23 protein-coding genes are annotated in these 24,906 nt (G+C 71.2%); 13 read left to right on the top strand and 10 right to left on the bottom strand.

From position 1 onward, the window contains the following. Position 1: 1 nt before the first annotated feature. Positions 2-1,570, top strand: coding sequence for a benzoylformate decarboxylase (mdlC, locus tag ABFX51_RS01110; RefSeq protein ID WP_091514725.1), 1,569 nt, complete (start codon positions 2-4; stop codon positions 1,568-1,570). A 41-nt stretch (positions 1,571-1,611) separates the two neighbouring features. Here mdlC and ABFX51_RS01105 read toward each other — a convergent pair whose 3' ends face one another. From ABFX51_RS01105 to ABFX51_RS01090, 4 genes are all read right to left on the bottom strand, one after another. Continuing rightward, positions 1,612-2,412 carry an ABC transporter permease gene (locus ABFX51_RS01105; protein ID WP_091514727.1) on the bottom strand — a complete coding sequence of 267 codons (801 nt, stop codon included), beginning with the start codon at positions 2,410-2,412 and terminating at the stop codon, positions 1,612-1,614. Continuing rightward, positions 2,409-3,173, bottom strand: a complete 765-nt coding sequence (locus ABFX51_RS01100) for an ABC transporter permease (RefSeq protein WP_091514729.1) — start codon at positions 3,171-3,173, stop codon at positions 2,409-2,411. Before ABFX51_RS01100 ends, ABFX51_RS01105 begins: the two co-directional genes overlap by 4 nt. Before the next feature lie 4 nt (positions 3,174-3,177). Next, complete coding sequence (locus tag ABFX51_RS01095; protein ID WP_177228941.1) at positions 3,178-4,188, bottom strand: ABC transporter substrate-binding protein; 1,011 nt, start codon at positions 4,186-4,188, stop codon at positions 3,178-3,180. 426 nt (positions 4,189-4,614) lie between these two features. Next, the gene (locus tag ABFX51_RS01090; protein WP_091514735.1) at positions 4,615-7,062 is read right to left on the bottom strand and encodes a sensor histidine kinase; all 2,448 of its coding nucleotides are present in this window, start codon (positions 7,060-7,062) and stop codon (positions 4,615-4,617) included. 196 nt (positions 7,063-7,258) lie between these two features. Here ABFX51_RS01090 and ABFX51_RS01085 point away from each other — a divergent pair, with 196 nt between their 5' ends. Continuing rightward, positions 7,259-8,215: an ABC transporter substrate-binding protein gene (locus ABFX51_RS01085; RefSeq protein ID WP_346051490.1), complete on the top strand. Its 957-nt coding sequence runs from the start codon at positions 7,259-7,261 to the stop codon at positions 8,213-8,215. Here the strand turns inward: ABFX51_RS01085 and ABFX51_RS01080 are convergent. Continuing rightward, positions 8,212-8,859 carry a TetR/AcrR family transcriptional regulator gene (locus tag ABFX51_RS01080; protein ID WP_091514740.1) on the bottom strand — a complete coding sequence of 216 codons (648 nt, stop codon included), beginning with the start codon at positions 8,857-8,859 and terminating at the stop codon, positions 8,212-8,214. The genes ABFX51_RS01085 and ABFX51_RS01080 overlap by 4 nt on opposite strands. A gap of 94 nt (positions 8,860-8,953) precedes the next feature. Between ABFX51_RS01080 and ABFX51_RS01075 the strand changes: the two genes are divergently transcribed. Further along, a complete protein-coding gene (locus ABFX51_RS01075; protein ID WP_346051488.1) occupies positions 8,954-9,886 on the top strand; it encodes an alpha/beta hydrolase in 933 nt (310 codons plus the stop codon). On the opposite strand, the gene ABFX51_RS01070 is transcribed toward ABFX51_RS01075, so the two are convergent. Next, positions 9,883-10,503, bottom strand: coding sequence for a TetR/AcrR family transcriptional regulator (locus ABFX51_RS01070; protein ID WP_346051486.1), 621 nt, complete (start codon positions 10,501-10,503; stop codon positions 9,883-9,885). The genes ABFX51_RS01075 and ABFX51_RS01070 overlap by 4 nt on opposite strands. A 64-nt stretch (positions 10,504-10,567) precedes the next feature. Between ABFX51_RS01070 and ABFX51_RS01065 the strand changes: the two genes are divergently transcribed. Both ABFX51_RS01065 and ABFX51_RS01060 read left to right on the top strand, forming a co-directional pair. After that, on the top strand, positions 10,568-11,947 hold the full coding sequence (locus tag ABFX51_RS01065; protein ID WP_346051484.1) for an FAD-dependent monooxygenase: 1,380 nt from the start codon (positions 10,568-10,570) through the stop codon (positions 11,945-11,947). 8 nt (positions 11,948-11,955) lie between these two features. Then, positions 11,956-13,608 carry a DNA repair helicase XPB gene (locus ABFX51_RS01060; RefSeq protein ID WP_091514749.1) on the top strand — a complete coding sequence of 551 codons (1,653 nt, stop codon included), beginning with the start codon at positions 11,956-11,958 and terminating at the stop codon, positions 13,606-13,608. Positions 13,609-13,615: 7 nt separating this feature from the next. Here ABFX51_RS01060 and ABFX51_RS01055 read toward each other — a convergent pair whose 3' ends face one another. Both ABFX51_RS01055 and ABFX51_RS01050 read right to left on the bottom strand, forming a co-directional pair. Further along, positions 13,616-14,464, bottom strand: coding sequence for an LLM class flavin-dependent oxidoreductase (locus tag ABFX51_RS01055; protein ID WP_346051482.1), 849 nt, complete (start codon positions 14,462-14,464; stop codon positions 13,616-13,618). Then, positions 14,464-15,483, bottom strand: coding sequence for an aldo/keto reductase (locus tag ABFX51_RS01050; RefSeq protein WP_091514754.1), 1,020 nt, complete (start codon positions 15,481-15,483; stop codon positions 14,464-14,466). Before ABFX51_RS01050 ends, ABFX51_RS01055 begins: the two co-directional genes overlap by 1 nt. A 98-nt stretch (positions 15,484-15,581) precedes the next feature. Here ABFX51_RS01050 and ABFX51_RS01045 point away from each other — a divergent pair, with 98 nt between their 5' ends. Further along, a complete protein-coding gene (locus tag ABFX51_RS01045; RefSeq protein ID WP_346051480.1) occupies positions 15,582-16,160 on the top strand; it encodes a TetR/AcrR family transcriptional regulator in 579 nt (192 codons plus the stop codon). On the opposite strand, the gene ABFX51_RS01040 is transcribed toward ABFX51_RS01045, so the two are convergent. Further along, positions 16,143-16,859: an arginase family protein gene (locus ABFX51_RS01040; RefSeq protein ID WP_346051478.1), complete on the bottom strand. Its 717-nt coding sequence runs from the start codon at positions 16,857-16,859 to the stop codon at positions 16,143-16,145. The genes ABFX51_RS01045 and ABFX51_RS01040 overlap by 18 nt on opposite strands. Positions 16,860-16,884: 25 nt before the next feature. On the opposite strand from ABFX51_RS01040, the gene ABFX51_RS01035 reads away from it, so the two are divergent. From ABFX51_RS01035 to ABFX51_RS01025, 3 genes are read left to right on the top strand one after another with little or no spacing between them, the layout of a single operon-like run. After that, positions 16,885-17,502, top strand: a complete 618-nt coding sequence (locus ABFX51_RS01035; protein ID WP_346051476.1) for a hypothetical protein — start codon at positions 16,885-16,887, stop codon at positions 17,500-17,502. A gap of 40 nt (positions 17,503-17,542) precedes the next feature. After that, on the top strand, positions 17,543-18,298 hold the full coding sequence (locus tag ABFX51_RS01030) for a DUF4253 domain-containing protein (RefSeq protein ID WP_346051474.1): 756 nt from the start codon (positions 17,543-17,545) through the stop codon (positions 18,296-18,298). Between the two features lie 22 nt (positions 18,299-18,320). After that, positions 18,321-19,142, top strand: a complete 822-nt coding sequence (locus tag ABFX51_RS01025; RefSeq protein ID WP_346051566.1) for a DUF72 domain-containing protein — start codon at positions 18,321-18,323, stop codon at positions 19,140-19,142. A 419-nt stretch (positions 19,143-19,561) separates the two neighbouring features. Here the strand turns inward: ABFX51_RS01025 and ABFX51_RS01020 are convergent, their stop codons facing one another. Beyond that, positions 19,562-20,134 (bottom strand): type 1 glutamine amidotransferase domain-containing protein, encoded by a 573-nt coding sequence (locus ABFX51_RS01020; protein WP_091514767.1) that lies wholly within the window; start codon positions 20,132-20,134, stop codon positions 19,562-19,564. A 178-nt stretch (positions 20,135-20,312) separates the two neighbouring features. Here ABFX51_RS01020 and ABFX51_RS01015 point away from each other — a divergent pair, with 178 nt between their 5' ends. From ABFX51_RS01015 to ABFX51_RS01000, 4 genes are read left to right on the top strand one after another with little or no spacing between them, the layout of a single operon-like run. Further along, positions 20,313-21,125, top strand: a complete 813-nt coding sequence (locus ABFX51_RS01015; RefSeq protein WP_091514768.1) for a MurR/RpiR family transcriptional regulator — start codon at positions 20,313-20,315, stop codon at positions 21,123-21,125. Between the two features lie 9 nt (positions 21,126-21,134). Continuing rightward, positions 21,135-22,427: an MFS transporter gene (locus ABFX51_RS01010; RefSeq protein ID WP_091514771.1), complete on the top strand. Its 1,293-nt coding sequence runs from the start codon at positions 21,135-21,137 to the stop codon at positions 22,425-22,427. Then, entirely contained in the window at positions 22,424-23,572 is a 1,149-nt protein-coding gene (locus tag ABFX51_RS01005) for a M20 family metallopeptidase (RefSeq protein ID WP_346051472.1), read from the top strand. The genes ABFX51_RS01010 and ABFX51_RS01005 overlap by 4 nt, the downstream gene beginning before the upstream one ends. Before the next feature lie 28 nt (positions 23,573-23,600). Continuing rightward, the gene (locus tag ABFX51_RS01000; RefSeq protein WP_346051470.1) at positions 23,601-24,536 is read left to right on the top strand and encodes an o-succinylbenzoate synthase; all 936 of its coding nucleotides are present in this window, start codon (positions 23,601-23,603) and stop codon (positions 24,534-24,536) included. Positions 24,537-24,906 lie beyond the last annotated feature (370 nt).

Below are 24,906 nucleotides of genomic sequence, written 5' to 3'. Positions count from 1 at the left end.
GATGCCGGTCACCGTTCGCGACGCCGTGCGCGCGCTCATGCGCGAGTGGAAGCTGACCACGGTCTTCGGCAACCCCGGCAGCACGGAACTGCGGTTCCTCGCCGACTGGCCCGACGACTTCCGGTACGTGCTGGGCCTGCAGGAGGCGAGCGTCGTCGCGATGGCCGACGCCTACGCCCAGCTGACCCGCAACGCTGCCGTCGTCAACCTGCATTCCGCAGGAGGCGTGGGGCACGGGCTGGGCAACCTCGTGACGGCGTTCCACAACCGCGCGCCCCTGATCGTGGTCGCCGGCCAGCAGTCGCGGTCGCTGCTGCCCGCCGACCCGTTCCTCGGCGCGCTCGAACCCACGGAGTTCCCGCGGCCGTACGTGAAGTGGGCGTGCCAGCCGGCGCGGGCCGAGGACGTGCCCGCCGCGTTCGCGCGCGCCTACCTGCTCGCCACGCAGGCCCCGGCGGGGCCGGCCTTCCTGTCCGTTCCCGCCGACGACTGGGACGAGCCCGCCGAGCCGGTCCCGGCGCCGCCGCGGCTCGCGAGCTTCGCCCCGGACGAGACCGCGCTGGCCGAGGTGGCCGCCGCGCTGAACGCGGCGCGCAAGCCCGCACTGGTCGTCGGGGCCACTGTGGACGGTGACGACGCGGTGCCGGAAACCGTTGCGCTGGCGGAGAAAACCCGGGCCGCGGTGTGGGCCGCGCCGTTCTCGGCCCGCAGCTCCTTCCCGGAGGACCACGACCTGTTCGCCGGGTTCCTCGCCCCGAACCGGGCCGCCGTCGCGACCGCGCTCGCGGAGTACGACGTCGTGGTCGTGCTGGGCGCGCCCGCCTTCACCTACCACGTCGTCACCGGTCCCGGACCCGCCATGCCGCCGCTGTACGTGCTCAGCGACGACCCGCAGGTGCTCGCGCGGGCGCCGATGACGGCGGGGGTGCTGACGACGCCGCGTGCGGGCATCGCGCGGCTGGCCGAACTGGTGTCCGACACGGGACGTGCGGCACCGGCACCGCGGCCGCGCCCGGCCCGGCTGCCCGAACCCGCCGCCGGTGAGCCGCTGACCGGCGCGTTCGTCTACCAGACCCTCGCGGACCTGCTCCCCGAAGACGCGCTCGTCGTGGAGGAGGCGCCCACGCACCGGCAGGACATGCAGCAGCACCTGCCGATCCGCTCGCGGGGACGCGGCTTCCTGACGATGTCCAGCGGCGTGCTGGGGTACGGCCTGCCCGCCGCGGTGGGCGCCGCGCTGGCCGAGCCGGGGCGGCAGGTGGTCGCGGTGCTCGGGGACGGCAGCAGCATGTACAGCATCCAGGCGCTGTGGACCGCGGCGCGGCAGCAGACGCCGGTGACGTTCGTGGTGCTCGACAACGGCGAGTACGCGGCCGTGCGCCGCCACGCCGTCCGCAGCGAGTCCGGGAAGGTCCCGGGGATCGAACTGGGCGGCCTCGGCTTCGGCGACCTCGCGAAGGGCCTCGGCTGCGCGGCCGCGGAGGCCGGGACGGCGGACGAGCTGCGCTCCGCACTGCGGAACGCGCTGGCCGCCCCGGTCCCGACGGTGGTGCACGTCCGGCTGGGGTGATTTCGGTGCGGCTCCGCCGTTTTCGGACGGCGGAGCCGCTTTCAGTCCAGCACCTCCGAGCGGAAGCCGGGGTGCCAGGCGAGCGCCCGCCGCTCCGCGACGGTCAACAGCAGGTTGGACACGTACCCGAGCACGCTGACCAGCACGATCCACGCCCACATCACGTCGAGCTCGAAGCCGAACTGGGCGTTGATCAGGCGGTAGCCGATGCCGCTGTCGCTGCCCGTCAGCTCCGACACGATCATCAGGATGATCGCGATCGCCAGCGCCAGCCGCAGCCCCGCGAACACCTTCGGCAGCGCCGCGGGCAGCACGACCCCGAAGATCCACCGCCTGCCGCCGATCCGGAAGGCCCGCGCGGTCTCGATCTTCACGTCGTCCACCGACCTGGCCCCGTCGATCGTGTTGAGCAGGATCGGCCAGATCGTGCCCCACAGGATCGTCACCAGCTCCATCCGCGTCCCGATGTGGAACATCACCAGGAACACCGGCACCAGCAGCGTCGCGGGCACCGAGCGGGCGAAGAAGAACATCGTCGAGACGTAGTCGGTGAGCACGGGCGAGCGGCCGAGCGCCAGCCCGAGCGGCACCCCGACCGCGATCGCGATCAGCCACCCCGCCAGCAGTTTGCCCAGGCTCGGCAGCAGGTCGTGCGTCACCGCGTCGGTGACCCACAGGTGCGCGGCCGGGCCGGAGAACCACACCCGCCCCGCCGCCTCCGCGATCCGCGTCGGCGACGGGAAGTACGGGTTGTCCGCCAGCACCGTCAGCAGCTGCCACAGCAGCAGGAACCCGGCGAACACCGCCCAGCGCCGGGCGAAGTCACGCCACCGCGTGCTCACACCGCACCTCCTGTCGCCGCCCAGCCCAGCCAGCGCCGCTGGGCGCTGAGCAGTGCCGTGTTGACGAGGTAGCCGGCGAGCCCGGTGAAGATCGTCCCGGCGAGCACGATGTCCATCCGCAGCGAACCGCTGCCCCAGTGGTAGACGAACTGCCCGACACCCACGCTCGTCCCCGTCAGGAACTCGGTGCTGACCAGCACGATCAGGCCGATCGCCGCGGACAGGCGGATCCCCGTCAGCACGAACGGCGCGATGCTCGGCAGCACCACCGCGTACACCAGGCGCGGCCGCGGCGTGCGGAAGGCCCGTGCGGTGTCCAGCACCTGGCGGTCGATCTCCGAGATCGCGTACACCGTGTTGAACAGGATCGGCCACACCGACGCGAATGTGGCGAGCGCGATCTTCATCTGCGCCCCGCTGCCGAGCACCAGCGTCGCCAGCGGGATCAGCGCCACGGTCGGCAGCGGTCTCAGGAACTCGATGAGCGGGCCGGTGACCAGCCGCAGCGGCCGGATGCTGCCGAGCAGCAGGCCGAGCGGGATGGCGATGACCGAGGCGAGCAGGAGCGTGATGAGCCAGGCCAGCAGGGTCGCCGCGACGGCCCGCTGGAACTCGGCGTCACCGAACAGCGCGAAGAAGCGCGTGATCACGGTGGACGGCGGGGGCAGCACCCCGGCCTTGACCACACCCGAGCGGCTGACCGCCTCCCACAGCAGCAGGAAGACGGCCAGCCCGGCGAGCCGGCGGAGAACGGTGCGCATGGGATCAGACTTGGGGCGTCGGCACGATCAGGTTCGCGGCGTCCAGCTGCGCGGTCATGCCACCGTAGTTCTGCAGCAGGGTGATCACGCGCTGGAGCTGCGTGGGGTTGGTGGACGTCGGGAACGTGTCGATGTTGAGCAGCGTCGCCGTCGCGGCGTCCACACCGGACAGATCGGGCAGCACCTGCGCGACCTTCGAGCGGTCCGCCGCGTCGCGCTGCGCGGGGATCATGGCGCGCTGGAACGCCGCGACCGTCTTCGGGTTCGCTTCGATGAACTTGGTCGTCGCGATGTAGCCGGTGTTCGGGATGTTCGCCGTCGAACCGGTGACGATCTTCATGACCGGGACCAGCCCCTGCTTCTGCTGCGCCGTGGTCAGGTAGGGCTCGACCTCGACCCCGGCGTCCAGCTGGCCGCTCGCGATCGCGGCCGGGATGTTCGGGAACGTGACCGGCTGGTAGGACACCGAGTTCGGGTCGACGTCGTTGTCCTTCAGCGTGGCGCGCACCAGCAGCTCGGCCGCCGACTTCGACGCCTGGATGCCGACCTTCTTGCCGACCAGGTCCTTCGGGCCGCGGATACCGGAGTCGGGCTTGGCGATGACGAGCTGCGAGGTCTCGTTGGCCGTGTCGCCGTCCACCACGATCTTCGCGTCGAGCGACCTGTTGGCGATCGCGGTGAAGAACGACACGTAGTTGATCACCGCGAAGTCCAGCTCGCCGTTGATCAGCGCCGGGATCGCCTGCGGGCCCTGCGCGAAGGGCTTCAGCGTGACCTCGAGGCCCTCGTTCTTGTAGTACCCGTACTTCTCCGCGAGCTTGCTGCCCACGCTGCCCTGGCTGCTGAGGATCCCGACGGTGATCTTGCTCTTCTCCACCGGGCCGGAGCCGTTCCCACCCGAGGACGACTTCGAGTCCGAGCCGTTCAGCACGCTGCAGCCGGTGGCCACGAGCGGTGCGGCGAGGGTGGCGCCAAGGGCGAGCCGGAGCACGCTCCGACGGGTGGTATTGCTCACGTTAGCTGACATTTTTACGACGCTCCTGACGCGGCGTATCGAAGGACGAATATCTGACTACTCCATGTGATTCGGTGAGTGATCGACCATCCCCACCGAGACCTGGCCGGGCGCAACCTACCGCAAACGCCGCTTCCCGCAACACCCCGATTTGATCATGATCCGGTATCGGTCACGCCCCGTCCGGCAATGTCCCCGCGAGGGACCTGACCTGCCGGTAGGCCGCGTAGCGCCCGTTTTCGCCCGCCCCGCCGAATGGCGCACGAAAACTGCGCGGAAACGGGTGTTCCCAATAGGACGTTCAGCCGAATGCGGTGATCACACCGAGTCGGGAAAGAAGCAAGGCGACATTTGCCGAGGGCAAGTCGAAGCAGGGCCCCCATTCCGGGAGCCCTGGGATTGCCGGTCACACCCGCGCCGGGGCGGTCACTGCGCGGGCGCGTCCTCGCCGTGCCGGGTGGCGCTGCGCGCCTCACGCGCGCGGTTGAAGCCGTCCTGCAGCCGCGCCATCCGGCCGCGCACCGCCTCGGGGTCGAGCTGGAGCGTGGGTGGGTCGGCCGGCTCCGGCCGGGCGTGCCGCGCCCCGTTCAGGCGCGCCGCGATGGGCCCGCCCTCCTCCGGGGTCTCCTCCGGCGGGGGCACGGGCGCGTGCTCCCCCGTGTAGAACCACTGCGACAGCACCGCCTGGTACGCCGGCATGCGCTCGGTCGGCTCGTCGTCCTCCAGGTAGTACCGCTCCCGCTCGTCGTCGTCCTCCGACGGCCAGTCCGGGGTCTGCTCGTCCACGACGGGCACGCGGGGCGCGGGCTCCGGGATCGCGGGCAGCGCCAGCGGCCCCTCCGCCACCTCGGGCTCGGGTTCCTCCTCGACGACGACGGGCTCGGGCTCCGGCCGCGGCGGCTGCGCCACCACGAGGTCCGCGGGCACGACGACCGTCGCCACCAGGCCGCCGCCGTCCGCCGAGCGCAGCCGGACCCCGATGTCGTGCCGCGCGGCGAGCGACGCGACCACGAACAGGCCCATCCGGCGGGACACCTCGACATCCACCTCCGGCGGGTTGGCCAGCCGGGCGTTCGCGCGCTGGATCTCCGGCTCGGGCATCCCGGCGCCGGAGTCGGTGATGTGCACCTGCCACGCGCCGTCGTCCCCGACCGCGCTCACGACGGTGACCGTCGAGTCCGCCGGGGAGTACAGCGTCGCGTTCTCCAGCAGCTCGGAGATCACGTGCACGAGGTCGCTGCACGCCTCGCCGCGGATCGCCAGGTCCGGCGCCGCCGTCAGCTCGATCCGCTGGTAGTGCTCCACTTCGGACAGTGCCGCACCGATGATCTCCTCGGCGGGCACCGGTTCCGTGCGGTCGTCCCCGAGGTCCTGCCCGGACAGCACGAGCAGGTTCTCGCTGTTGCGGCGCATCCGGGTCGCGAGGTGGTCCAGTTCGAACAGTCCGCCCAGCGTTTCCGGGTCCTGCTCGTGGGCCTCCATCCGGTCGAGCACGGCGAGCTGCCGCTCGACGAGGGCCTGCGTGCGGCGCGACAGGTTGACGAACATCGCGTTCACGTTCTCGCGCAGCAGCGCCTGTTCGCCCGCGAGCCGCACGGCCTCGCCGTGCACCGCGTCGAACGCACGCGCCACCTGGCCCAGCTCCTCGCGGCTGAACACCGGCACCGGCTCGATCCCGCGCCGCCGCGCGGCACCCTCCGGCTGCGGGTCGGCGAGGATGTTCTCGACCGCCTCGGGCAGCCGGTGCTCGGCGACGTCGAGCGCGGTGCGCCGCAACGCCCGCAGCGGCCGCAGCAGCGAGCGCGCGATGATCACCGCCAGCACCGCGCACAGCACGAGCACGCCCAGCACAACCCCCGCGTTGGCGATCGCGGACCGGCGCGCGCCGGTCGCCAGCGCGTCGATCTTCGTCTGGGTCTCCGCCTGGAGCGCCTGCTGGACCTGGTAGGCGAGGTTGATCGTGTAGGTGGCGGCGGTGTCCCACTGTTGCGGGTCGAGCCCGCTGAGGTTCTGCCCCATCTCGGCACGGGTGATCGCCGACTCGACGAGGTTGTTGCCGGTGTCGACGATCAGCCCGATCACCGTGTCGTCGTACATCCGCTGCTCGGCGGGCGTGGCGAACTTCCGGAAGTCGTTGCGCGCGGCGTTGAGCTCGGCGTCCGCACCGAGCAGCGCCCGCAGCTGGTCGGTGGACAGCCGGTTCTCCTGCAGCGCCTCCGCGAGCAGCGCGCGTTTGACCGACATCTGGTCCTTCACGCGCGCGAGCGCGCTCGCGGCGAGCCGCAGCCGGGACAGCTCCGGGTCGCTGACGTCGGCGACGGACTGGTCGGACAGGTCGAGCACCCCGCCGATCAGCTCGCGGTAGGAGCGGAGCGTGGCGTCGGCGGGGAGGCTGGAGTGCTCGGTCGCGAACCGCAGGCCCGTCAGCACGGTCAGCCGGGCCAGCGTGGACTGCAGCTCGGTCACCCCGGTTTCGGACAGCTTCGGCCGCTCGGCCCCGAACTGCCGGTCCACGGTGCCGATCGCCGCGTCCACCTTGGCGCGCTGGTCCCGCAGCTCGCCGAGGTCGCCCTGCCGTCCGCCCGCGACGAACCGCACGCTCAGGTCCCGTTCGCGCTGCAGCTGCTGGACGAGGTCGTTGACGCCCGCGCGGACGCGCCCGTTCGCGGACAGCTCCGCGAGTTCGTCCGCGTGTGCCAGGTCCTGCCGGACCTGCAGGCCGACGAGGCCGAGCACGGTGACCGCGGGGATCGCCAGCACCGCGATCAGCTTCGTGCGCAGCCGCCAGTTGCGCAGCCGCCACCGGCTGCCGGCCCTGATCTCCGGCCGCCGCTCCGGTGCGCCACCGTCGGGACGCTTGCGCGGACGGGCCATCGACTTCCTTCGTTCGCTGCTCGGTTGAATACGCACCGTTACCGGCACGAAGCCGTTAACCTACTAGAGAGGAACCGGGCTCGTGCACGTCCGAGTCGCTCTCTACTCTCGGTGCGATCCGTCGGCGATGGTATTGGGCCTGCATCCTAAGCTCCACCTCCGACCGATGTTTTCCTTCGCCCGGCAGGGGGGTCGCATGCGGACAGTAGCGATCTTGCTGGTCGCCGTCCTCGGCCTGCTCACCGCGTGTGACACCTCGGCGGGGACCGGGCCGCAGGGGGGTCAGGGCCGGCTGGAACGGGCGGACCTGCGGGTCGGCGTGGGCAACCCGATCGACACGGCCCCGCTGCGGATCGCGGTCGCTGACGGTTCGTTCACCCGCGCCGGCCTGCACGTCGAGCTCGTCGAGACGGCGGATCCGCTGGGTGACCTGACCGCGGGGAAGGTGGATGTGGCGTTCGCCACGGACGTCGCGCTCTTCGCGGCGGCGGCCCGCGGCACCCCCATCCAGCTCCAGGGCGAGGCGTACACGTCGGCGCCGTTCACGATGGCCCTGGTGACACTTCCGGGCTCGACGTACACCGAGCTGTCGAGCCGGAAGACCCCGAAGATCGCGGTGGACCAGGAGAACGACCTCGGGGCACTGGCGGCCCGCTCGATGTTCGCGACCGCGGGCGGGGATCCGACGAAGATCAAGTTCGTGCCACGGTCCTATCCGGACATGCCGGCGGCACTGCGGGACGGCTCCGCGGACGCGGCGCTGATGACCGAGCCGTACATCACCAAGGCGCAGCAGGAGCTCGGCGCCAGGACGCTGGCCGACTCGTCACGCGGCGCGACGAAGGACTTCCCCGTCTCGGCCTACGCGGCGAGCGGGTTGTTCGCGCAGGCCAACGTGCACACGCTCGCGGTGTTCCGGCAGGTGCTCGCGGACGCGCAGCAGCGGGCGGCCGACCAGTCCGTCGTGCGGCAGGCGCTGCCCCGCCTCGCGGGGATCGACGACACGACGGCGGCCCTGATCGCGCTCGGCCAGTACCCGACGTCGCTGAGCGGTGTCCGGCTCCAGCGCGTCGCCGACCTCATGCACAGCATGGGGCTGCTCAACGCCCGCCTCGACGTCCAGTCCCTCCTGCCGAAGGACGGAAACCCCTAGCCCGCTGCCCGGGCTGCCGCGACGCGGTCCGCGATGTGGTCGATGACCACGTTGACCGCGCGGCGGTAGGGGGTGGCGTCCCGGTTCACCTGGGACAGCAGCATGCCGCCCTGGATCGCGGCCAGCAGCGCGACCGCGAGCGCCGAGACGTCCTCGTCCGCCGGGAGGTCGCCGCGCTCGCGCATGCGGGCGAGCCCGGCTTCGATCGCCGCCTGCCACGCGGCGAACCCCGTGGCCAGGCCGAGGCGGGCCGAGGGGTCGATGTCCGACAGCTCGCTCGCGAGCGAACCGATCTCGCAGCCCCCTTCGCAGTGCACCGCGTCCAGGCGGACGGCGGCGCGCTCGCACCATTCACGCAGCGCCTCGACGCTGTCGAGGTGGTCGAGCAGGGGCCGCTGCTGTTCGAGCTTCACGGTGCTCTGGTACTCGATCACCGCCGCCGTGAGGCCCTTCTTGTCCCCGAAGTAGTGGTAGATCTGCGAGGCGCTCACCTGGGCACGGCGCTGCACGTCGGGGATGCTCGTGCCGGCCACGCCCTGCTTGAACATCAGCTCGGCGGCGGCACGCAGGATGCGGTCTCGCGTGCGACGGCCACCCTCGGTGCTCGCCGCCTTGGCCCTGGTCTCGACACTGCGCGTCGCCATGCCGCCAGCCTAGCAAAGATTGGAATTGACTTTCCAATCTCGCGCTTCCTACGGTTGGAGAGATCATTCCAAGCGACCCGGAAAGGCGAAGCCCGTGGCTCTCGACCCCCAGATCCAGACCGTGCTCGACGACCTGCCCGCGACCCCCGCGGCCAACACCCTCACCGTGGCGGAGAACCGGGCCGCCGGGCTCGCGTTCACCTCGTTCGCCGGAGACGTCGTCCCGGTCCGCGAGGTGCGCGACACGACCTTCCGCAACGGCGACCACGACGTCCCGGTCCGCATCTACACCCCCGAGACGGTCGCGGGCCCGGCCGCGCCGGTGACGGTGTTCTTCCACGGCGGCGGCTGGGTGTTCGGCGACCTCGACAGCCAGGACCACTACGCCAGGGTCGTCGCGACAAGGTCGAAAACCGTCGTCGTCTCCGTCGGCTACCGGCTGGCGCCGGAGCACCGGTTCCCGGCCGCCGTCGAGGACGCCTACGCGGCGCTGCGGTGGGTCGGGGAGAACGCGGGCACCTTCGGCGCCGATCCCGAGCGGATCGCCCTGTTCGGGGAGAGCGCGGGCGGCAACCTCGCCGCCATCACCGCGCAGGAAGCGAAGCGACGCGGCGGACCGGCCGTCACCTTCCAGGCCCTCGCCTATCCCGCGACCGACCGTTTCGACGACAGCGCGTCGATGTACGACCACGCCGACGGCCCCCTGCTGACGCGCCCCTGGCTCGAATGGTTCTGGGGCGCCTACCTCAACACCCCCGACGAGGGCGCCGACCCGCGCGTCTCTCCGCTGCGCGCGCCGGACCTCACCGGGCTCCCGGCCGCGTTCATCGTCACTGCCGAGCTGGACCCGCTGCGCGACCAGGGCATCCGGTACGCGGACGCGCTCCGGGAGTCCGGGGTGCCGGTAACGCACCGGCCGGTCGAGGGCGTGCCCCACGCTTTCCTGTCCTTCACCCGTGACGTCCAGGTCTCGCGCGACGTGCTGAACGAGATCGGCGACGCCATCGGCGCGGCCTTCGCGGACTAACCCAGTCCGGCGCTGCCGAGGCCGTTCAGCAGGAGCGAGAAGCTCAGCTCCGCCGCTTCGACGGCCTCCGGGTACGCCTCGTCGGCGCTGGCGCCCGCCGTGATCCGCGCGTTGTTGTCCAGCGCGAGCCGCCACCGCACGCCGCTGAGCTGGTCCGCCGCCAGGTCCGCGACCAGCGGCGGCACGTCCGCCACCTCGCGCAGCGCATCCGCCAGCGCCCGCGTGCCCGAGGCGTGGAACGTGACCATGCGGTTCATCAACGCCGGCGTCTCCTTGATCAGCCGGTACAGGGCGAGCACCTCGGGTTTGTCCGACAGCCCGGTGATCGGGTCGCGCTCGCGGAGCCCTTCCAGGAAGTGCGCCCGCAGCGCGGCCACCGGTGGCTCCCGCCGGGCGCGGACGACCCGGGCGTTCTCGAACTCGTGGTCGGCGAGCCGGTGCACGACCAGGTCCTCCTTGGTCGGGAAGTAGGCGAACAACGTCCGGCGAGAGACCTCCGCGGCCTCGGCGACCTGCGTGATCGACACCTGGTCGAACCCGGACCGCAGGAACAGGGTGATCGCGGCGTCCGAAATCGCCTTCCGCGTCCGTTCCTTCTTCCGCTCCCGCAAATTCACGCCCCTCAGGCTAGCACTCGGTGCTATCTTGCACTTAGTCTACTTTTGCACTGAGGAGAGTGAAATGGATGTACTGATCGTGGGCGCCGGGCCGACCGGGCTGGCGCTGGCGTACGAACTGCGGCTGGCCGGCGTCGAGACGGTGGTGGTCGAACGGCTGCCCGAGCGCCTGGAGCAGATGAAGGGCGGCACCCTCCAGGCCCGCACGGCGGAGCTGCTCGACCACCGCGGGCTGCTCGGCCCGCTGCTGGCGCGCGCCCTGCCGCGCAACACCGAGGGCGGGCACTTCGGGCTGCTCCCCGTGCCGCTCGACGCGAGCCCGTGGCGGACGCGCTACCCGACCCCGATCTCCGTGCCCCAGTGGGTGGTCGAGGAGGAACTGGAGCGCGCCGCCGGCGTGCCCGTGCTGCGCGGACGCGAGGTCACCGCCGTCGAGCAGGACGACGAAGAGGTCACCGTCACCGCGGGCGGCGAGACGTTCCGCGCCCGCTACGCCGTGGCCTGCGACGGCGCGCACAGCACCGTTCGCCACCTGCTCGACCTGCCGTTCCCCGGCCGCTCCGGCACGTACCGGGCTGTCCTCGCGGACATCCGGCTGTCCTCGGCGTCCGCGCTGGTGCCGGAGCAGGCCGGGCACATCAGCAAGCTCACCCGCGAAGGCGGCGGTTACTGGGGGATGCTCGTGCCGCTCGGGGATTCGAAGTACCGGTTCACCTTCGGCCGCCAGGGCGAGACGGCCGAGAGCGAGGTGCAGGAGGCACTGACCGCCATCTACGGCGAGGAAACACGGCTGGCCGAGGTACTCACCAGCTCCCGTTTCGGCGACGCCACGCGCCAGTTGGAGCAGTACCGGTACGGGCGGGTGCTGTTCGCCGGGGACGCCGCGCACATCCACCCGCCGCTGGGCGGTCAGGGCCTCAACCTGGGCGTGCAGGATGCGATCAACCTGGGCTGGAAGCTCGCCGCGACGCTGTCCGGCCGCGTCGACCTGCTCGACACCTACCAGGACGAACGGCATCCACCGGCCGCGCGCGTGCTGCACCACACGGCGGCACAGCGCGTGTTCGCCAACCCGAAACCGGAACCCGATGTGGTGGCGCTGCGGGACATCTTCACGGACCTGCTCCGCCTGCCCGACACCAACCGCTACCTCGCGGGCATGATGTCCGGCCTCGACGCGCCGGGCCGCATCCCCGACCTCGACCTCGTCACCGACCAGGGCCCGACGCGGATCGCGGAACTGCTGCGGTCCGGCCGGGGGCTGCTGCTCGACTTCGGCGAGCGGGACTGGCCGGCGGGCTGGGCCGACCGTGTCGACGTGGTGCACGCGAAGGCCGACTGGGACCACGACGCGGTGCTGCTGCGCCCAGACGGTGTCGTGTGCTGGGCCGGTGAGGAGCCGGTCACCGCCGCGCTGACCAGATGGTTCGGGCACGCCGTATAAAGGATGTCGTGACAGATGGCCCGCTGATCGTCCAGTCCGACAAGACCGTGCTGCTCGAGGTCGACCACGCGCAGGCGGACGACGCGCGGATAGCGATCGCGCCGTTCGCGGAGCTGGAGCGGGCGCCCGAGCACGTGCACACGTACCGCATCACGCCGCTCGCGTTGTGGAACGCCCGCGCGGCGGGCCACGACGCGGAGCAGGTGGTGCACGCGCTCACCACGTACTCGCGCTTCCCCGTGCCGCAGCCGCTGCTGATCGACATCGTCGACACGATGGGCCGGTTCGGGCGCCTGCAGATCACCAACTCCCCCGTGCACGGGCTCGTGCTCGTCACCACCGACCGCGCGGTGCTGGAGGAGGTGCTGCGCAACAAGAAGATCAGCCCGATGCTGGGCGCGCGCATCGACGACGACACCGTCATCGTGCACCCCTCCGAGCGCGGCAGGCTCAAGCAGGCGCTGCTCAAGGTCGGCTGGCCCGCCGAGGACCTCGCAGGGTACGTCGACGGTGAGGCGCACCCCATCGCGCTGGAGGAGCAGGGCTGGCAGCTGCGTGACTACCAGCGCGGCGCGGCCGAGGCGTTCTGGGCGGGCGGTTCCGGCGTCGTCGTGCTGCCGTGTGGCGCGGGCAAGACGCTGGTCGGCGCGGCCGCGATGGCCCAGGCGCAGGCGACGACGCTGATCCTGGTCACCAACACGGTCGCCGGGCGGCAGTGGAAGCGCGAGCTGGTCGCGCGCACGTCGCTGACCGAGGACGAAATCGGCGAGTACTCCGGGGAGAAGAAGGAGATCCGGCCGGTCACGATCGCGACGTACCAGGTGATCACGCGCAAGACGAAGGGCGAGTACAAGCACCTGGAGCTGTTCGACACGCGGGACTGGGGCCTGGTGATCTACGACGAGGTGCACCTGCTGCCCGCGCCGGTGTTCCGCATGACGGCGGACCTCCAGTCCCGCCGCAGGCTCGGCCTCACCGCGACGCTGGTGCGCGAGGACGGCCGTGAGGGTGACGTGTTCTCCCTGATCGGCCCGAAGCGCTACGACGTCCCGTGGCGGGACATCGAGGCGCAGGGCTGGATCGCGCCCGCCGAGTGCGTCGAGGTGCGCGTGACGCTCACCGACAACGAGCGGCTGGTCTACGCGACGGCGGAGTCGGACGAGAAGTACAAGCTCGCCTCCACCGCGCACACCAAGACCGCCGTCATCAAGTCCATTTTGGACAAGCACCCCGGCGAGCCGACGCTGGTGATCGGCGCGTACCTGGAGCAGCTGGAGGAGCTGGGCGCCGAGCTGGACGCGCCGGTCGTCCAGGGCTCGACACGCAACAAGGAGCGCGAGGAGCTGTTCGACAAGTTCCGCCGCGGCGAGATCCAGCGGCTGGTCGTGTCGAAGGTCGCGAACTTCTCGATCGACCTGCCGGAGGCCTCGGTCGCGATCCAGGTGTCGGGCACGTTCGGCTCACGCCAGGAGGAGGCGCAGCGCCTCGGAAGGTTGTTGCGCCCCAAGGGCGACGGCCGCCAGGCGCACTTCTACTCCGTGGTCGCGCGGGACACGCTCGACGCGGAGTACGCCGCGCACCGGCAGCGCTTCCTCGCCGAGCAGGGCTACGCGTACACGATCCGCGACGCCGACGCCTACCTCTCCGGCGACTACAGCTGACGCGACCTCACCCGGGGAGGATCTCGTCCGCGACCCACCGCGCCACGCCGTCCGGATACGGCGCGGGCAGGGCCAGGACGAGGTGCCGGAACCCGGCGTCCTCAGCCGCGGCGATCGCGTCCCTGGTCACCTGCGGGCGGTCGTAGAAGACCGGCAGCACCAGGGAACGCGCGATCGACGCGGGGTCGCGGCCGATTTCGGCGCAGAAGCGGTCCAGCAGCGCGCTCCGGCCGAGCGCGTCCTCCAGGTCGTCACCCGGGTAGTTCCACACGTCGGCATGCTGCGCGACCACCCGCAGCGTCGCGGCCGACCGTCCACCGAGGACGAACGGTGGTGTGCCGACGGGCTTGGGGTTGCAGTACGCGCCCTTCAGCCGGACGTACTCGCCGTCGAAGTCGAACGGCTCGTCGTCCGTCCACAAGCGACGGATGACGGCGCACGCCTCGGCGAGCGCGCCGACGGCGTGCGCGGAGTCGTGGAACGGCAGGCCGTGTGCCTCGTACTCCCGGCGCGCCATCGGGACGTCGGGCCGCGAACCCGCGCCGATGCCGAAGTCGAGCCGCCCGCCGGAGACGACGTCCACGGTCGCGGCGATCTTGGCCAGCATCGCCGGCGGCCGGAACCGGTTGCTGGTCACCAGCAGCCCGAGCCGCAGCCGTTCGGTCTGCGCCGCCAGTGCGGAAAGCAGCGTCCAGCCTTCGAGGACCGGCCCGCCGGGGTCGCCGCCGATGGGCATCAGGTGGTCGAACAACCAGGCGTGCTCGATTTCCGGGATGCCGTCCGCCTCCCGCCAGACACGGGCGACGTCGGCGTAGGACACCTGTTGCGGAGCGGTCATGAGCCCGAAGCTGGTCATCACCGCCTCCGCAGCGCCGGGTCGAGCAGCGCGGGCGGGGTGTCCACCTTCTCCTCCGGCGCGAGGTCGACTCCGGGCGCGACGATCGAGTCGATCGCGTCCAGCACGTCGGCGGGCAGCACGGTGTCCGCGGCCGCGAGCTGGGAGCGCACGTGCTCCACGGTGCGCGGGCCGATGATCGCGCTCGTCACCGCCGGGTGCGCGGTCACGAAACCGAGCGCGAGCTGGATCATCGTCAGGCCGGCCTCGTCGGCGACCTTCGCCAGCTGCTCGACGGCTTCGAGCCGCGCGCGGTTCGCGGGGAGGCTGGTGTCGAAGCGCCGCGGGAGCGTCTTCGAGCGGTTGGTCGTGATCTCGCGACCCGCACGCACGGCGCCGGACAGCCAGCCCGAAGCGAGCGGGCTCCACACGAGGACACCGAGGCCGTACTGCTCGGTCACGGGCAGGACGTGGGCTTCGACGCCGCGCTGCAGGATGGAGTAGCTCGGCTGTTCGGTGACGTAGCGGCCGAGGTGGTGCTCGCGCGCGGCCCACTGGGCCTCGACGATGCGGTACGCCGGGAACGTCGAGGAGCCGAAGTAGCGGATCTTCCCCGCGCGCCGCAGGTCGGTCAGTGCCGACAGGGTCTCCTCGTCGCTGGTGAGCGGGTCCCAGCGGTGCATCTGGTAGAGGTCGACGTGGTCGACGCCGAGCCTGCGGAGGCTGTCTTCGAGCGCGGTGACCAGCCAGCGGCGGGAGCTGCCGCGGTGGTTGCGCTCGTCGCCCATCGGCATGGTCGCCTTCGTGGCGAGCACGAGGTCGTCACGGCGGCCCGCGATGGCCCTGCCGACCATCTCCTCGGACACGCCGGTGCCGTACATGTCGGCCGTGTCGACGAGGTTGACGCCGGCTTCGAGCGCGGCGTCGACGATGGCGGTGGCCTCGTCCTGCGTGGTGCCCCCGATGGGGCCGAAGTTCATCGCCCCGAGGACGAGGGTGCTGACCTGGACGCCGGTGCGGCCCAGGGTGCGGTACTGCATGGGAGGGTCCCCTTTGGCAGAATGGGTTAAGCGGAACGTTGCTCCGTCTAACATACGGAACATTGCTCCGCTTGGCAACCACGCACGAGAGGAAGACCGTGGCGAGCACTGGATCGAAGTCCCCGAAGAAGCGGGCCGACGCCCGCCGCAACGAGCAGACCCTGCTGGAGGCGGCCGCGGCCGTGTTCGTCGTCTCCGGGGTGGACGCGCCGGTGCGGGACATCGCCGCGAGGGCCGGCGTCGGGATGGGCACGATCTACCGCCACTTCCCGACCAGGGCGGACCTGGTCATCGCCGTGTACCGGCACCAGGTCGACGCGTGCGCCGAAGCCGGGCCGGAACTGCTGGCGAGCAGCGAAAGCCCGCACGCCGCGCTGACCCGGTGGATCGCGATGTTCGTCGACTTCCTGACCACCAAGCACGGGCTCGCGACGGCACTGCAGTCCGACAACGCCCGCTTCGAGGCGCTGCACGCGTACTTCCTCGACCGCCTCGTGCCCGTGTGCGCCCAGCTGCTCGAAGCCGCCGTGGAGGCAGGCGAGATCCAGCCCGGGATCGAGGGTTACGGGCTGCTGCGAGCGGTCGGCAACCTGTGCGTCGGAGCCGGGGAAGACCCGCGCTACGACGCCCGCCGCATGGTGGACCTGCTGATCGCGGGGCTACGGCTGCCCCGGTAGACCCGTCAGCTCCGAGAGCAACCGCCGCCGGTTCTCCTGGTCACGGCCGGGTTCCCACGGGCAGGCGACGTGCAGCGCGGCCACCCGGCCGCTGTCGAGCAGGCGCCGGACCGCGGTCAGCACCGCGCTGCGAGTCGGCCCGCCCGGCGCCGGGAACAGCAGGCCCGGCAGTTCTGCGCTGTCGATGACGTCCAGGTCCACGTGCAGGAGGACGGGCCCCTCCGGGATTTCGACGTCGGCCACCGGCACCCGGCGGACCGCCGACGTCGCGAGGTACTCGGCCTCGGCCGGGTCGAGGTCCCGCGCGTCCACGAGCGTCACCCGCTCCTCCACGAGCGGCGTGAGGTCGTCGGCCAGCGGCTCGATGGCGAACCGGAGCGCCATCCCGCCCACGTAACCGGAGGTCGAGCTGGCGGGGGTGTGCAGGTCACCGTGGGCGTCGAACCACACGACGGACGGCTCCAGCCCCGCCCGCCGCACGCCTTCAAGCACGCCCAGAGCGATGAGGCAGTCGCCGGAAACGATGGTGGGCCGCTCGCCTCGCCGGATGGCGGCCGCCACCTGCTCGGCCACGCCGTCGTGCAGCGCGGCGAGGCGGTCCCACAGGTCGCCGTCGGGCAGCGCGGGCGCGAACCGGGGCGCGTCGAGCGGGAGCGCGTCGTCGGGCAGCCGCTGGTCCTGGTGGTAGGGCACGAGCACGGGTCCAACCTAGCGGCGCACAGGCATGATTTCCCGGCCCGCGTGGAACTCCGGCGAGGTGACCGAGCAACTGCGGCACCGCGTCCCCACGCCGGCACTGCTGCCGCGGTACGTGACCGCGTTGATCACCGCGTGCGTGGCGGGGGTGATCAGCGGGCTCGGCAGTGCGCACTTCTTCGGCTCGGACGGCCTGCAGCGCGCCGTGCCCGCGTTGCTGGTGGCGGTCGTCGTCGGGCTCGTGGTGCTCGCGGTCGGCGCGGGGCTCGTCGCGCGGCACTCGGACCGCGAGACGATCGAGCGGATGGCGAAACACCTCTTATGGGTGACGTTCGTGCTCGCCGCCCTGCCCGGGCTGGCGTGGTTCGCGCTGTGGCTTTCCGGCGGGGACGCGCAGGCGTGGTACGGACTGGCGGCCGTCGTGGTCGGCGGGCTGCCGCTGCTAGCCGCCTCCCGCAAGCCGTCGATCATGCCTCTGACCACGGGTTTCTGCCTCCTCGTCGGCCTCGCGGCGCTGCTGTCGTGGCACCGGCTGTTCCTCCTGCTGCCGATCTCGGCGGCCGTCACCGGGGGCTGGCTGCTGGTGCTCGCGTTGCTCGGCTACGCCCGTCGGCGGGTGCCCAAAACTGTCGTACCCTCGAACTAGTGTTCGGACGCGTTGGCGAAACCTATCGCGAGGGGTACCGATGACCACCGCTTTCTCCGGCACGCTGCCGGGTCTGGACCTGCCCGCCGGCCGCTGGCACGGCCCGCTGTGGCTGACCGACGAGCCGCTGACCGAGCCCGGCCGCTTCCGCGACTGCATCGCGGCGTTCGAGCGCACGGGCCTGTGGCCGGTGCTGGTGCCGCACGACGAGCGGTTCGCTGCGAACGGGGAGGACTGGGTGGACGATCGGGGCAGGCTCGCCCCGGCCACGCACCGGATCGACGCGGTGGACGTGGCGGAGACGTTGTCGCGCTGGTGGGATCCGTTCTGCTGCGCGGGCGGCACGGGCTGCCTGCGCCCGTTCGGGGCGAGTTTCCCCGGCCTGGCGCGGAAATCGCAGCTGCGGGTGGATCCGTACGCCGAGGCGGGCAACACGGGCTCGATCCTCGTGCGCCGCGGCACGTACCGGCTGGGCCTGGTGGCGGTCGAGCGGCCCGCGGACGTCCCCGCGGCGCTGGGCTGGACGGGCATGATCAAGTCGACCGACCAGGTGGCGGCGGTCTCCGCGGTGCTGCGCAGCTGGGAGGACCGCTTCGGCGCGACGCTGGTCGTGCTGGGGTTCGACGAGCTGGAGCTGGCGGTGGCGGCGCCGCCCCGGTTGCAGAGCCCCGCGGTCGTGGTGGCGGCCGAGCACAGGGCGTTCTCGGTGCGGAGTTTTTCCGGTCAGCCGGGGAACCTGCGGGAGTACGCGGCGAGCCTGGTGCACCGGCGGCACTGGCGGTTCTCGTGGGACTGAGGAGGATGCGATCGAGCTGAGGATCGGCACGTCGGGCTGGCGGTACCCGCCCTGGCGCGGCACCTTCTACCCGAAGGGCCTCGTGCAGCGACGCGAGCTGGAGTACCTCTCGCGGCGGATGAACTCGGCCGAGATCAACGGGTCGTTCTACTCGTTGCAGCGGCCGGAGCGGCACCGGCTGTGGTACGAGCAGACCCCGGAGGACTTCGTGTTCGCCGTGAAGGGCGGCCGGTACCTCACGCACATGAAGCGGCTGCTGGACGTCGAGGTCCCGTTGGCGAACTTCTACGCGTCGGGTGTGCTGGCGCTGGGGCACAAGCTGGGGCCGATCCTGTGGCAGCTGCCGCCGCAGCTGGCGTTCGACGCGGAAAGGCTGTCGGCGTTCTTCGCGCTCCTGCCCCGTACCACGCACGAGGCGGCGGAGCTGGCGAAGAAGCACGACGACAAGCTGAAGGGGGAAGCGCACACGGATCCGGGCGAGGATCGTCCGTTGCGGTACGCGCTGGAGGTGCGGCATCCGAGCTTCCAGACGCCGGAGTTCCCGGAGTTGTTGCGCGCCAACGGAATCGCGTCCGTGGTGGCGGATTCCGCGGGCACGTGGATCACGCTGGAGGAGGTCACGGCGGACTTCGTCTACGTCCGCCTCCACGGTGACGAGGAGCTGTACACGAGCGGCTACAGCGAGGCGGCGCTCAAGCGCTGGGCGGAGAAGATCCGACGCTGGCAAGGCGACACCCGCGACGCATACGTCTATTTCGACAACGACGCCAAGGTGAAGGCCCCCACGGACGCGATCGCCCTGGCGGAGCTCATGACCGGCAGCGCGGGGAAGCGGCGCCGGTAGCTGGCGGCCGAACACCGGGGGTGTGTACGGCATCCGCACCGGGCCCGAGCCAAGCCTTATCGCGCCGCACCCAGGCATCCCGCACCAGCCGCGCCGCCACCCCAGGCTCGCGCACCGCACAGTCCGCGCCGCCGCCCGCCACCCGCGGCCTCCCGCGCCGCGCCAACCACCGCCGCGCCGCCCCGCGCAACCGACCCCGAACAGCCGACAGCCCGGCTCCCCCGCGACCTCCCGTAGTCGCAAGGCGGGCCGGGCTGCGAGACAGCCACTCCACCGCCGGGGCAGGGCACCCGAGAACAGACCCCGAACGAAACTGCGCCGAGGCGCCCTGTCAACCAGCGGACCGCACAACGGTCACCGCGCAACCGATCACCGCACAACTGGTCATCGCGGAACCATCGCCGCGGGCCTCGAAACGATCACGCGCTCTTCGCCTGGGCGCGGTGCTTGCCCTCGGCGATCTCCTCGACCATCTTCGCGCAGAAGGCCGGCAGGTCGTCGGGCTTCCGGCTGGTCACGAAACCGCCGTCGACCACGACCTCCTCGTCGACCCACTCAGCACCGGCGTTGCGCAGGTCCGTCTGCAGGCTCGGCCACGACGTCATCCGCCGCCCGCGCACCACATCCGCCTCGATGAGCGTCCACGGCGCGTGACAGATCGCGGCCACCGGCTTCTGCTGGTCGAAGAACCCGTGCACGAACTGCACCACGTTCTTGTCCGTGCGCAGGAAATCGGGGTTCGCCACCCCACCGGGCAGCACCAGCCCGTCGTAGTCGTCCGGCGAAACGTCGGTCACGACCTTGTCCACCGGGAAGGTGTCCGCCTTGTCGAGGTGGTTGAAGGCCTGGATCTCGCCGCTCTTGGTGGACACCAGCTCCGGCTGCCCGCCTGCCTGCTGCACCGCCTTCCACGGCTCGGTCAGCTCGACCTGCTCGGTGCCCTCCGGCGCCACCACGAACGCGACGCGCTTGCCGGCGAGTTCGTTCGCCACGGTCGCACTCCTTCCGTCCTCGAAGACCTCTGAAAAATCCGTTCCCGCACCGCATACCCCGCCGCCGCGAAGCACGAAACATCGCGGCGTTTACCAGTCCGAAACGCGCCGACCCCTTGCCAACTGGAATCTAGATTGCAAGCATCGAGGTGACTGCAACCGATCTTACGGAGCTGGCATGCTGGCCGAGCGGATCCGCGACCACGCGGGAAGCCTGTCGAAGACCGACCGGCTCATCGCCGAGCACCTCCTCGAACACCGGGAGGAGCTGCCCTTCCTGCGCGCCGCCGAGATCGCCGAACGGCTCGGGGTCAGCGCCGCCAGCATCACCCGCTTCGCGCAGCGCCTCGGCCTCGACGGCTACCCCCGCCTGCAGGACGAAGTGCGCCTGGAACTACGCGCCGCCCTCGCCCCGCCGACACCGCCGACGCAGGGCGAAGGCCGCTTCGCCCACCTGTGGGAGCGCGAGCTGCAGAACCTCGAAGCCCTGCGCCGCCTGCCCGAGGACCTCCTCGACGGCGCCGCGCGCATGATCGCCGACGCCGCCAACGTCTGGGTCATCGGCGGGCGCGCCTCGCAGGCGCCTGCCGAGATGCTCGCCTACTCCCTCGGCCGCGTGCGCGACCGCGTTCGCCCGCTGCACGCCTCGGCGCTGCACGAGGCGGAAGCCCTCCTCGACCTGGGACCAGGCGACCTCCTCGTCGCGCTGTCGTTCCGCCGCTACAGCTCCAGCACCGCCCGCATCGGCCGCCTGTTCGCCGAGCGGGACGTCCCGATCCTGCTGATCACCGACGACGGCAACCCCTCACTGGCCGGCCTCGCGAAGCTCGTGCTGCGCGTGTCGAGCAAGGCGCCCGGCGCCCTGCCCTCGATGACGGCCGCGACCAGCCTGTCCCTCGCGCTCACGCTCGGCGTCCTCGGCTACTGCGGCGGCGACCGCCTCGAAGCCGGTGAACAGCTCAGCCGCGAGCTGCACGCCTTCGAAGACTGAAAGGGAACCATGACCGAGATCCAGGCGGCGCCCGCGAGCACGCGCCGCATGACCCCGGCACAGCGGCGCGCGGTGTTCGCCGGGGCGATCGGCAACGCCGTGGAGTGGGTCGACTGGGCCGTCTACTCGACGTTCGCCTCGGTGTTCAGCGGCCAGTTCTTCCCCGCTGGCAACGAAACCGCCGCCCTGTTGTCGACGCTGGTGGTGTTCGCCGTCGGCTTCTTCATGCGCCCGATCGGTGCCGCCGTGCTGGGCAGTTACGGCGACCGCCACGGCCGGAAGAAGGCGATGACGCTCACCATCGGGCTGATGGCGGGCGCCGCGCTGGTCATCGCCGTGTGCCCGGGGTACTCGAAGATCGGCCTCGCCGCGCCGGTGGTGCTGTTGCTCGCCCGGCTCGTGCAGGGTTTCTCGGCCGGTGGTGAATTCGGCACGTCCTCGGCGTTCCTGGTCGAGTCGGCCGCGCCGGGACGCCGGGCGTTCGCCGGTTCGTGGCAGCAGGTTTCGGTCGGAGCGGGCACGCTGATCGCGTCGTTGCTCGGCACGGTGCTTACGTCCACACTGGACAGTGCCGCGCTGCAGAGCTGGGGCTGGCGCTTGGCCTTCGCCGTCGGCGGTCTGCTGGGTCTCGTCGGGTTGTGGTTGCGGGTCTCCGTGCCCGAGACGGAGTCGTTCAAGCAGGTCGCACCGGAACGCAGGCGCAACCCGCTCAAGACGATGCTGCTCGAGCACCCGGGTGCCGCGCTGCGGGTCGCCGGTATCACCATCGCCGGCACCCTCACCTACTACCTGTGGGTGAGCTACCTGCCCTCCTACGCGCACGTGACGACCGGTATCCCGCTCAAGACCGCGTTGCTGGCGAACACGATCGGGCTCGCCCTCTTCCTCGTGCTGCTGCCGTTCGGCGGGCTCCTGTCGGACCGGTGGGGCCGCAAACCGACGCTGCTGCTGTTCGCCGCCGGGTTCGCCGTGCTCGCGTGGCCGCTGTTGTCCTTGCTGGACAACAGTTTCTGGAACGTGTTCGTCGTCGAGCTGGTCGGGCTGGTGCTCATCGTCGGATACTCCGCGAACTGCGCCGTGGTGATGGCCGAGCAGTTCCCGCCGGAGGTCCGCACCACCGGCATTGCCCTGCCGTACGCGCTCGCCGTCGCGATCTTCGGCGGCACCGCGCCCTACATCACCACCTGGATGAGTACCTCCGGCCACCGTGACCTGGTGTGGGTCTACGTCGTGGTCGCCGCGCTGATCGGCGTGCTCGTGTACGCCACGATGCCGGAAACGAAAGGGAGAGAACTGAAGTGACCGACCCGAAAGCGTTGCTGGACTGGGTTTCCGGACACCGCGACGACCTGCTGGCCGACCTGCGGACGTACGTGGAACTGGAATCCCCCAGTGGCGACAAGGAGTCCCTGAACACCACACTGGCGTGGCTGGGTTTCTGGCTCGACGAACGCCTCGGCGAGCCGGAGCGGCTCCACCGGGTCGACGGCGGTGCGTACGGCGACATCGAGGTGCGTGACTACCCGGGCACGGGTGAGAAGCCGATCCTGTTGCTGTGCCACTACGACACGGTGTGGCCGCTGGGCACTCTCGCCGAGATCCCGTTCCGGATCGACGGTGATCGCGGCACCGGGCCGGGCATCTTCGACATGAAGTCGGGTCTCGTCCACGCCGTGTGGGCGCTGCGGGCGCTGGACGCGTTCGGCCTGCCGCGACCCCCGATCCGGTTGCTGCTCAACGGTGACGAGGAGATCGGCAGCCTCGCGTCACGTCCGGTCATCGAGTCGGAGGCGCGCGGGGTCGCTGCCGCGCTGGTGTTCGAGGCGAGTGCCGCGGGTGCGATCAAGACCGGCCGCAAGGGCGTGGGCATCTTCCGCGTCGACGCGACGGGCGTCGAGGCGCACGCGGGCCTGGACCCGGAGAAGGGCTGCAGCGCGATCGACGAGATCGCGCGCGCCGTGCTGTACCTGCACGGGCTGACGGACCTGTCGCGCGGGACGAGCGTCAACGTCGGGATCATCGAGGGCGGGACCGGCACGAACGTCGCGGCGGGCCGGGCGAGCGCACGGCTGGACGTGCGGGTCGCGAGCCAGGACGAGGCGGAGCGGATCGACCGGGCGCTGGCCGACCTGCGCCCGCACGACCCGCGCGCGACGCTGGAGGTGTCGGGCGAGTGGAACCGCCCGGTGATGGAGCGCACGCCGAGCACGGTCGCGCTGTACGAGCGGGCGCGGGACATCGCGTGGGAGCTCGGGATCCAGCTGGAGGAGGTCACGGTGGGCGGTGCCAGCGACGGGAACTTCGTGTCCGCGCTGGGCGTCCCGGTGCTCGACGGGTTCGGCGCGGTCGGTGACGGTGCGCACGCGCGGCACGAGCACATCAGTGTCCAGGGCATGCTCGAACGCACTGCCCTCGCGGCGGCGACGCTCACCGCACTGGCGGGCTAGGCGGCGGTCCGGCTGGGACAATGGGGGGATGGAGTCCGTCTACGCCATCCCCCTGCACGACCGGTTCCGCGGCATCACCGTCCGGGAGGGCGTACTGTTGCACGGCCCGGCGGGCTGGGGCGAGTTCTGCCCGTTCGCCGACTACTCGGACGCGGAAAGCGCCCCGTGGCTCGCGGCGGCGGTGGAGGCCAGTGAGGTGGGCTGGCCGGAGCCGGTGCGGGACCGCGTCGAAGTGAACACGACGGTGCCGGTCGTGTCGTCGGAGCGGGCGTACGAGCTGGTCGCGGCGTCGGGCTGCCGCACGGCGAAGGTGAAGGTCGCCGATCCCCGCTCGTCACTGGCGGACGACTGTGATCGGGTCGCCGCGGTGCGTGACGCACTGGGCCCGCCCGGCGCGATCCGCATCGATGCGAACACGGCGTGGGATGTGGACACAGCGGTAAAGTCGATCAGGGAGCTTGACCGGGCTGCGGGCGGTCTGGAGTACGCCGAGCAGCCCTGTCCGTCCATTGAGGACTTGGCGGCGGTCCGCCGCCGCGTAGACGTCCGAATCGCCGCGGACGAGTCGATCCGCCGAGCAGAGGACCCACTGAAGGTAGCGGTCGCCGACGCCGCAGACGTGGCCGTGATCAAGGTAGCCCCACTCGGCGGTGTGCGGCGAGCACTGGAGGTCGCGGAAGCGTGCGGCCTGCCGTGCGTGGTTTCGTCGGCGGTGGAGACGAGCGTCGGACTCGCGGCAGGCCTGGCACTGGCAGGCGCCCTGCCCACACTGGACTTCGCCTGCGGCCTGGGCACAAGATCCCTACTCACAGGCGACGTGACCAGCGAGGAACTGTCCCCTGTGGACGGTTACCTACCGGTCCTGCGAACCGCACCAACCCCAGACCGCTTCGACGAATTCGCCGCCCCAGAAGAAACCCGGAATCACTGGCAAGCAAGGCTAACCAGAGTCCGCACACTCTGACACCCACACCGCCCACACACCGCACCCAGCAACGGAACGGAAGCGGCCCCACGCCCCGCTCCTCCCCCGCGTCGATCCCCAGCTGCCTTAGCGGTTGGCTCACCGGGTCAAGGGTGGGCGGAGCCCATCGCGAAGCGACGCCGTCAGGCGCCCTTGACGCGGTGAGCCAACCGTTAAACACTCAAGGGGATGGGGCGGGGGAGGGGCCGCTCGAGCAGGGCGCGCAGCGCCCGGTGAACCCCGGTGCCCGGGCTGTTGGGTGCGGCAGGGAAAAACAAAAGATCAAAAGAATGCCTCGCCGGCGGGCAATACCGCTAAGAGCTTGTCTCACTTGGTGAGTTTCTTGTAGCAGGTGATGGCGGCTCCGAGG

The sequence above is a fragment of the Amycolatopsis dongchuanensis genome (assembly GCF_039542405.1).
Taxonomy (GTDB): Bacteria; Actinomycetota; Actinomycetes; order Mycobacteriales; family Pseudonocardiaceae; genus Amycolatopsis_E; species Amycolatopsis_E sacchari.
This window is presented reverse-complemented; position numbering and strand designations above follow the sequence as displayed.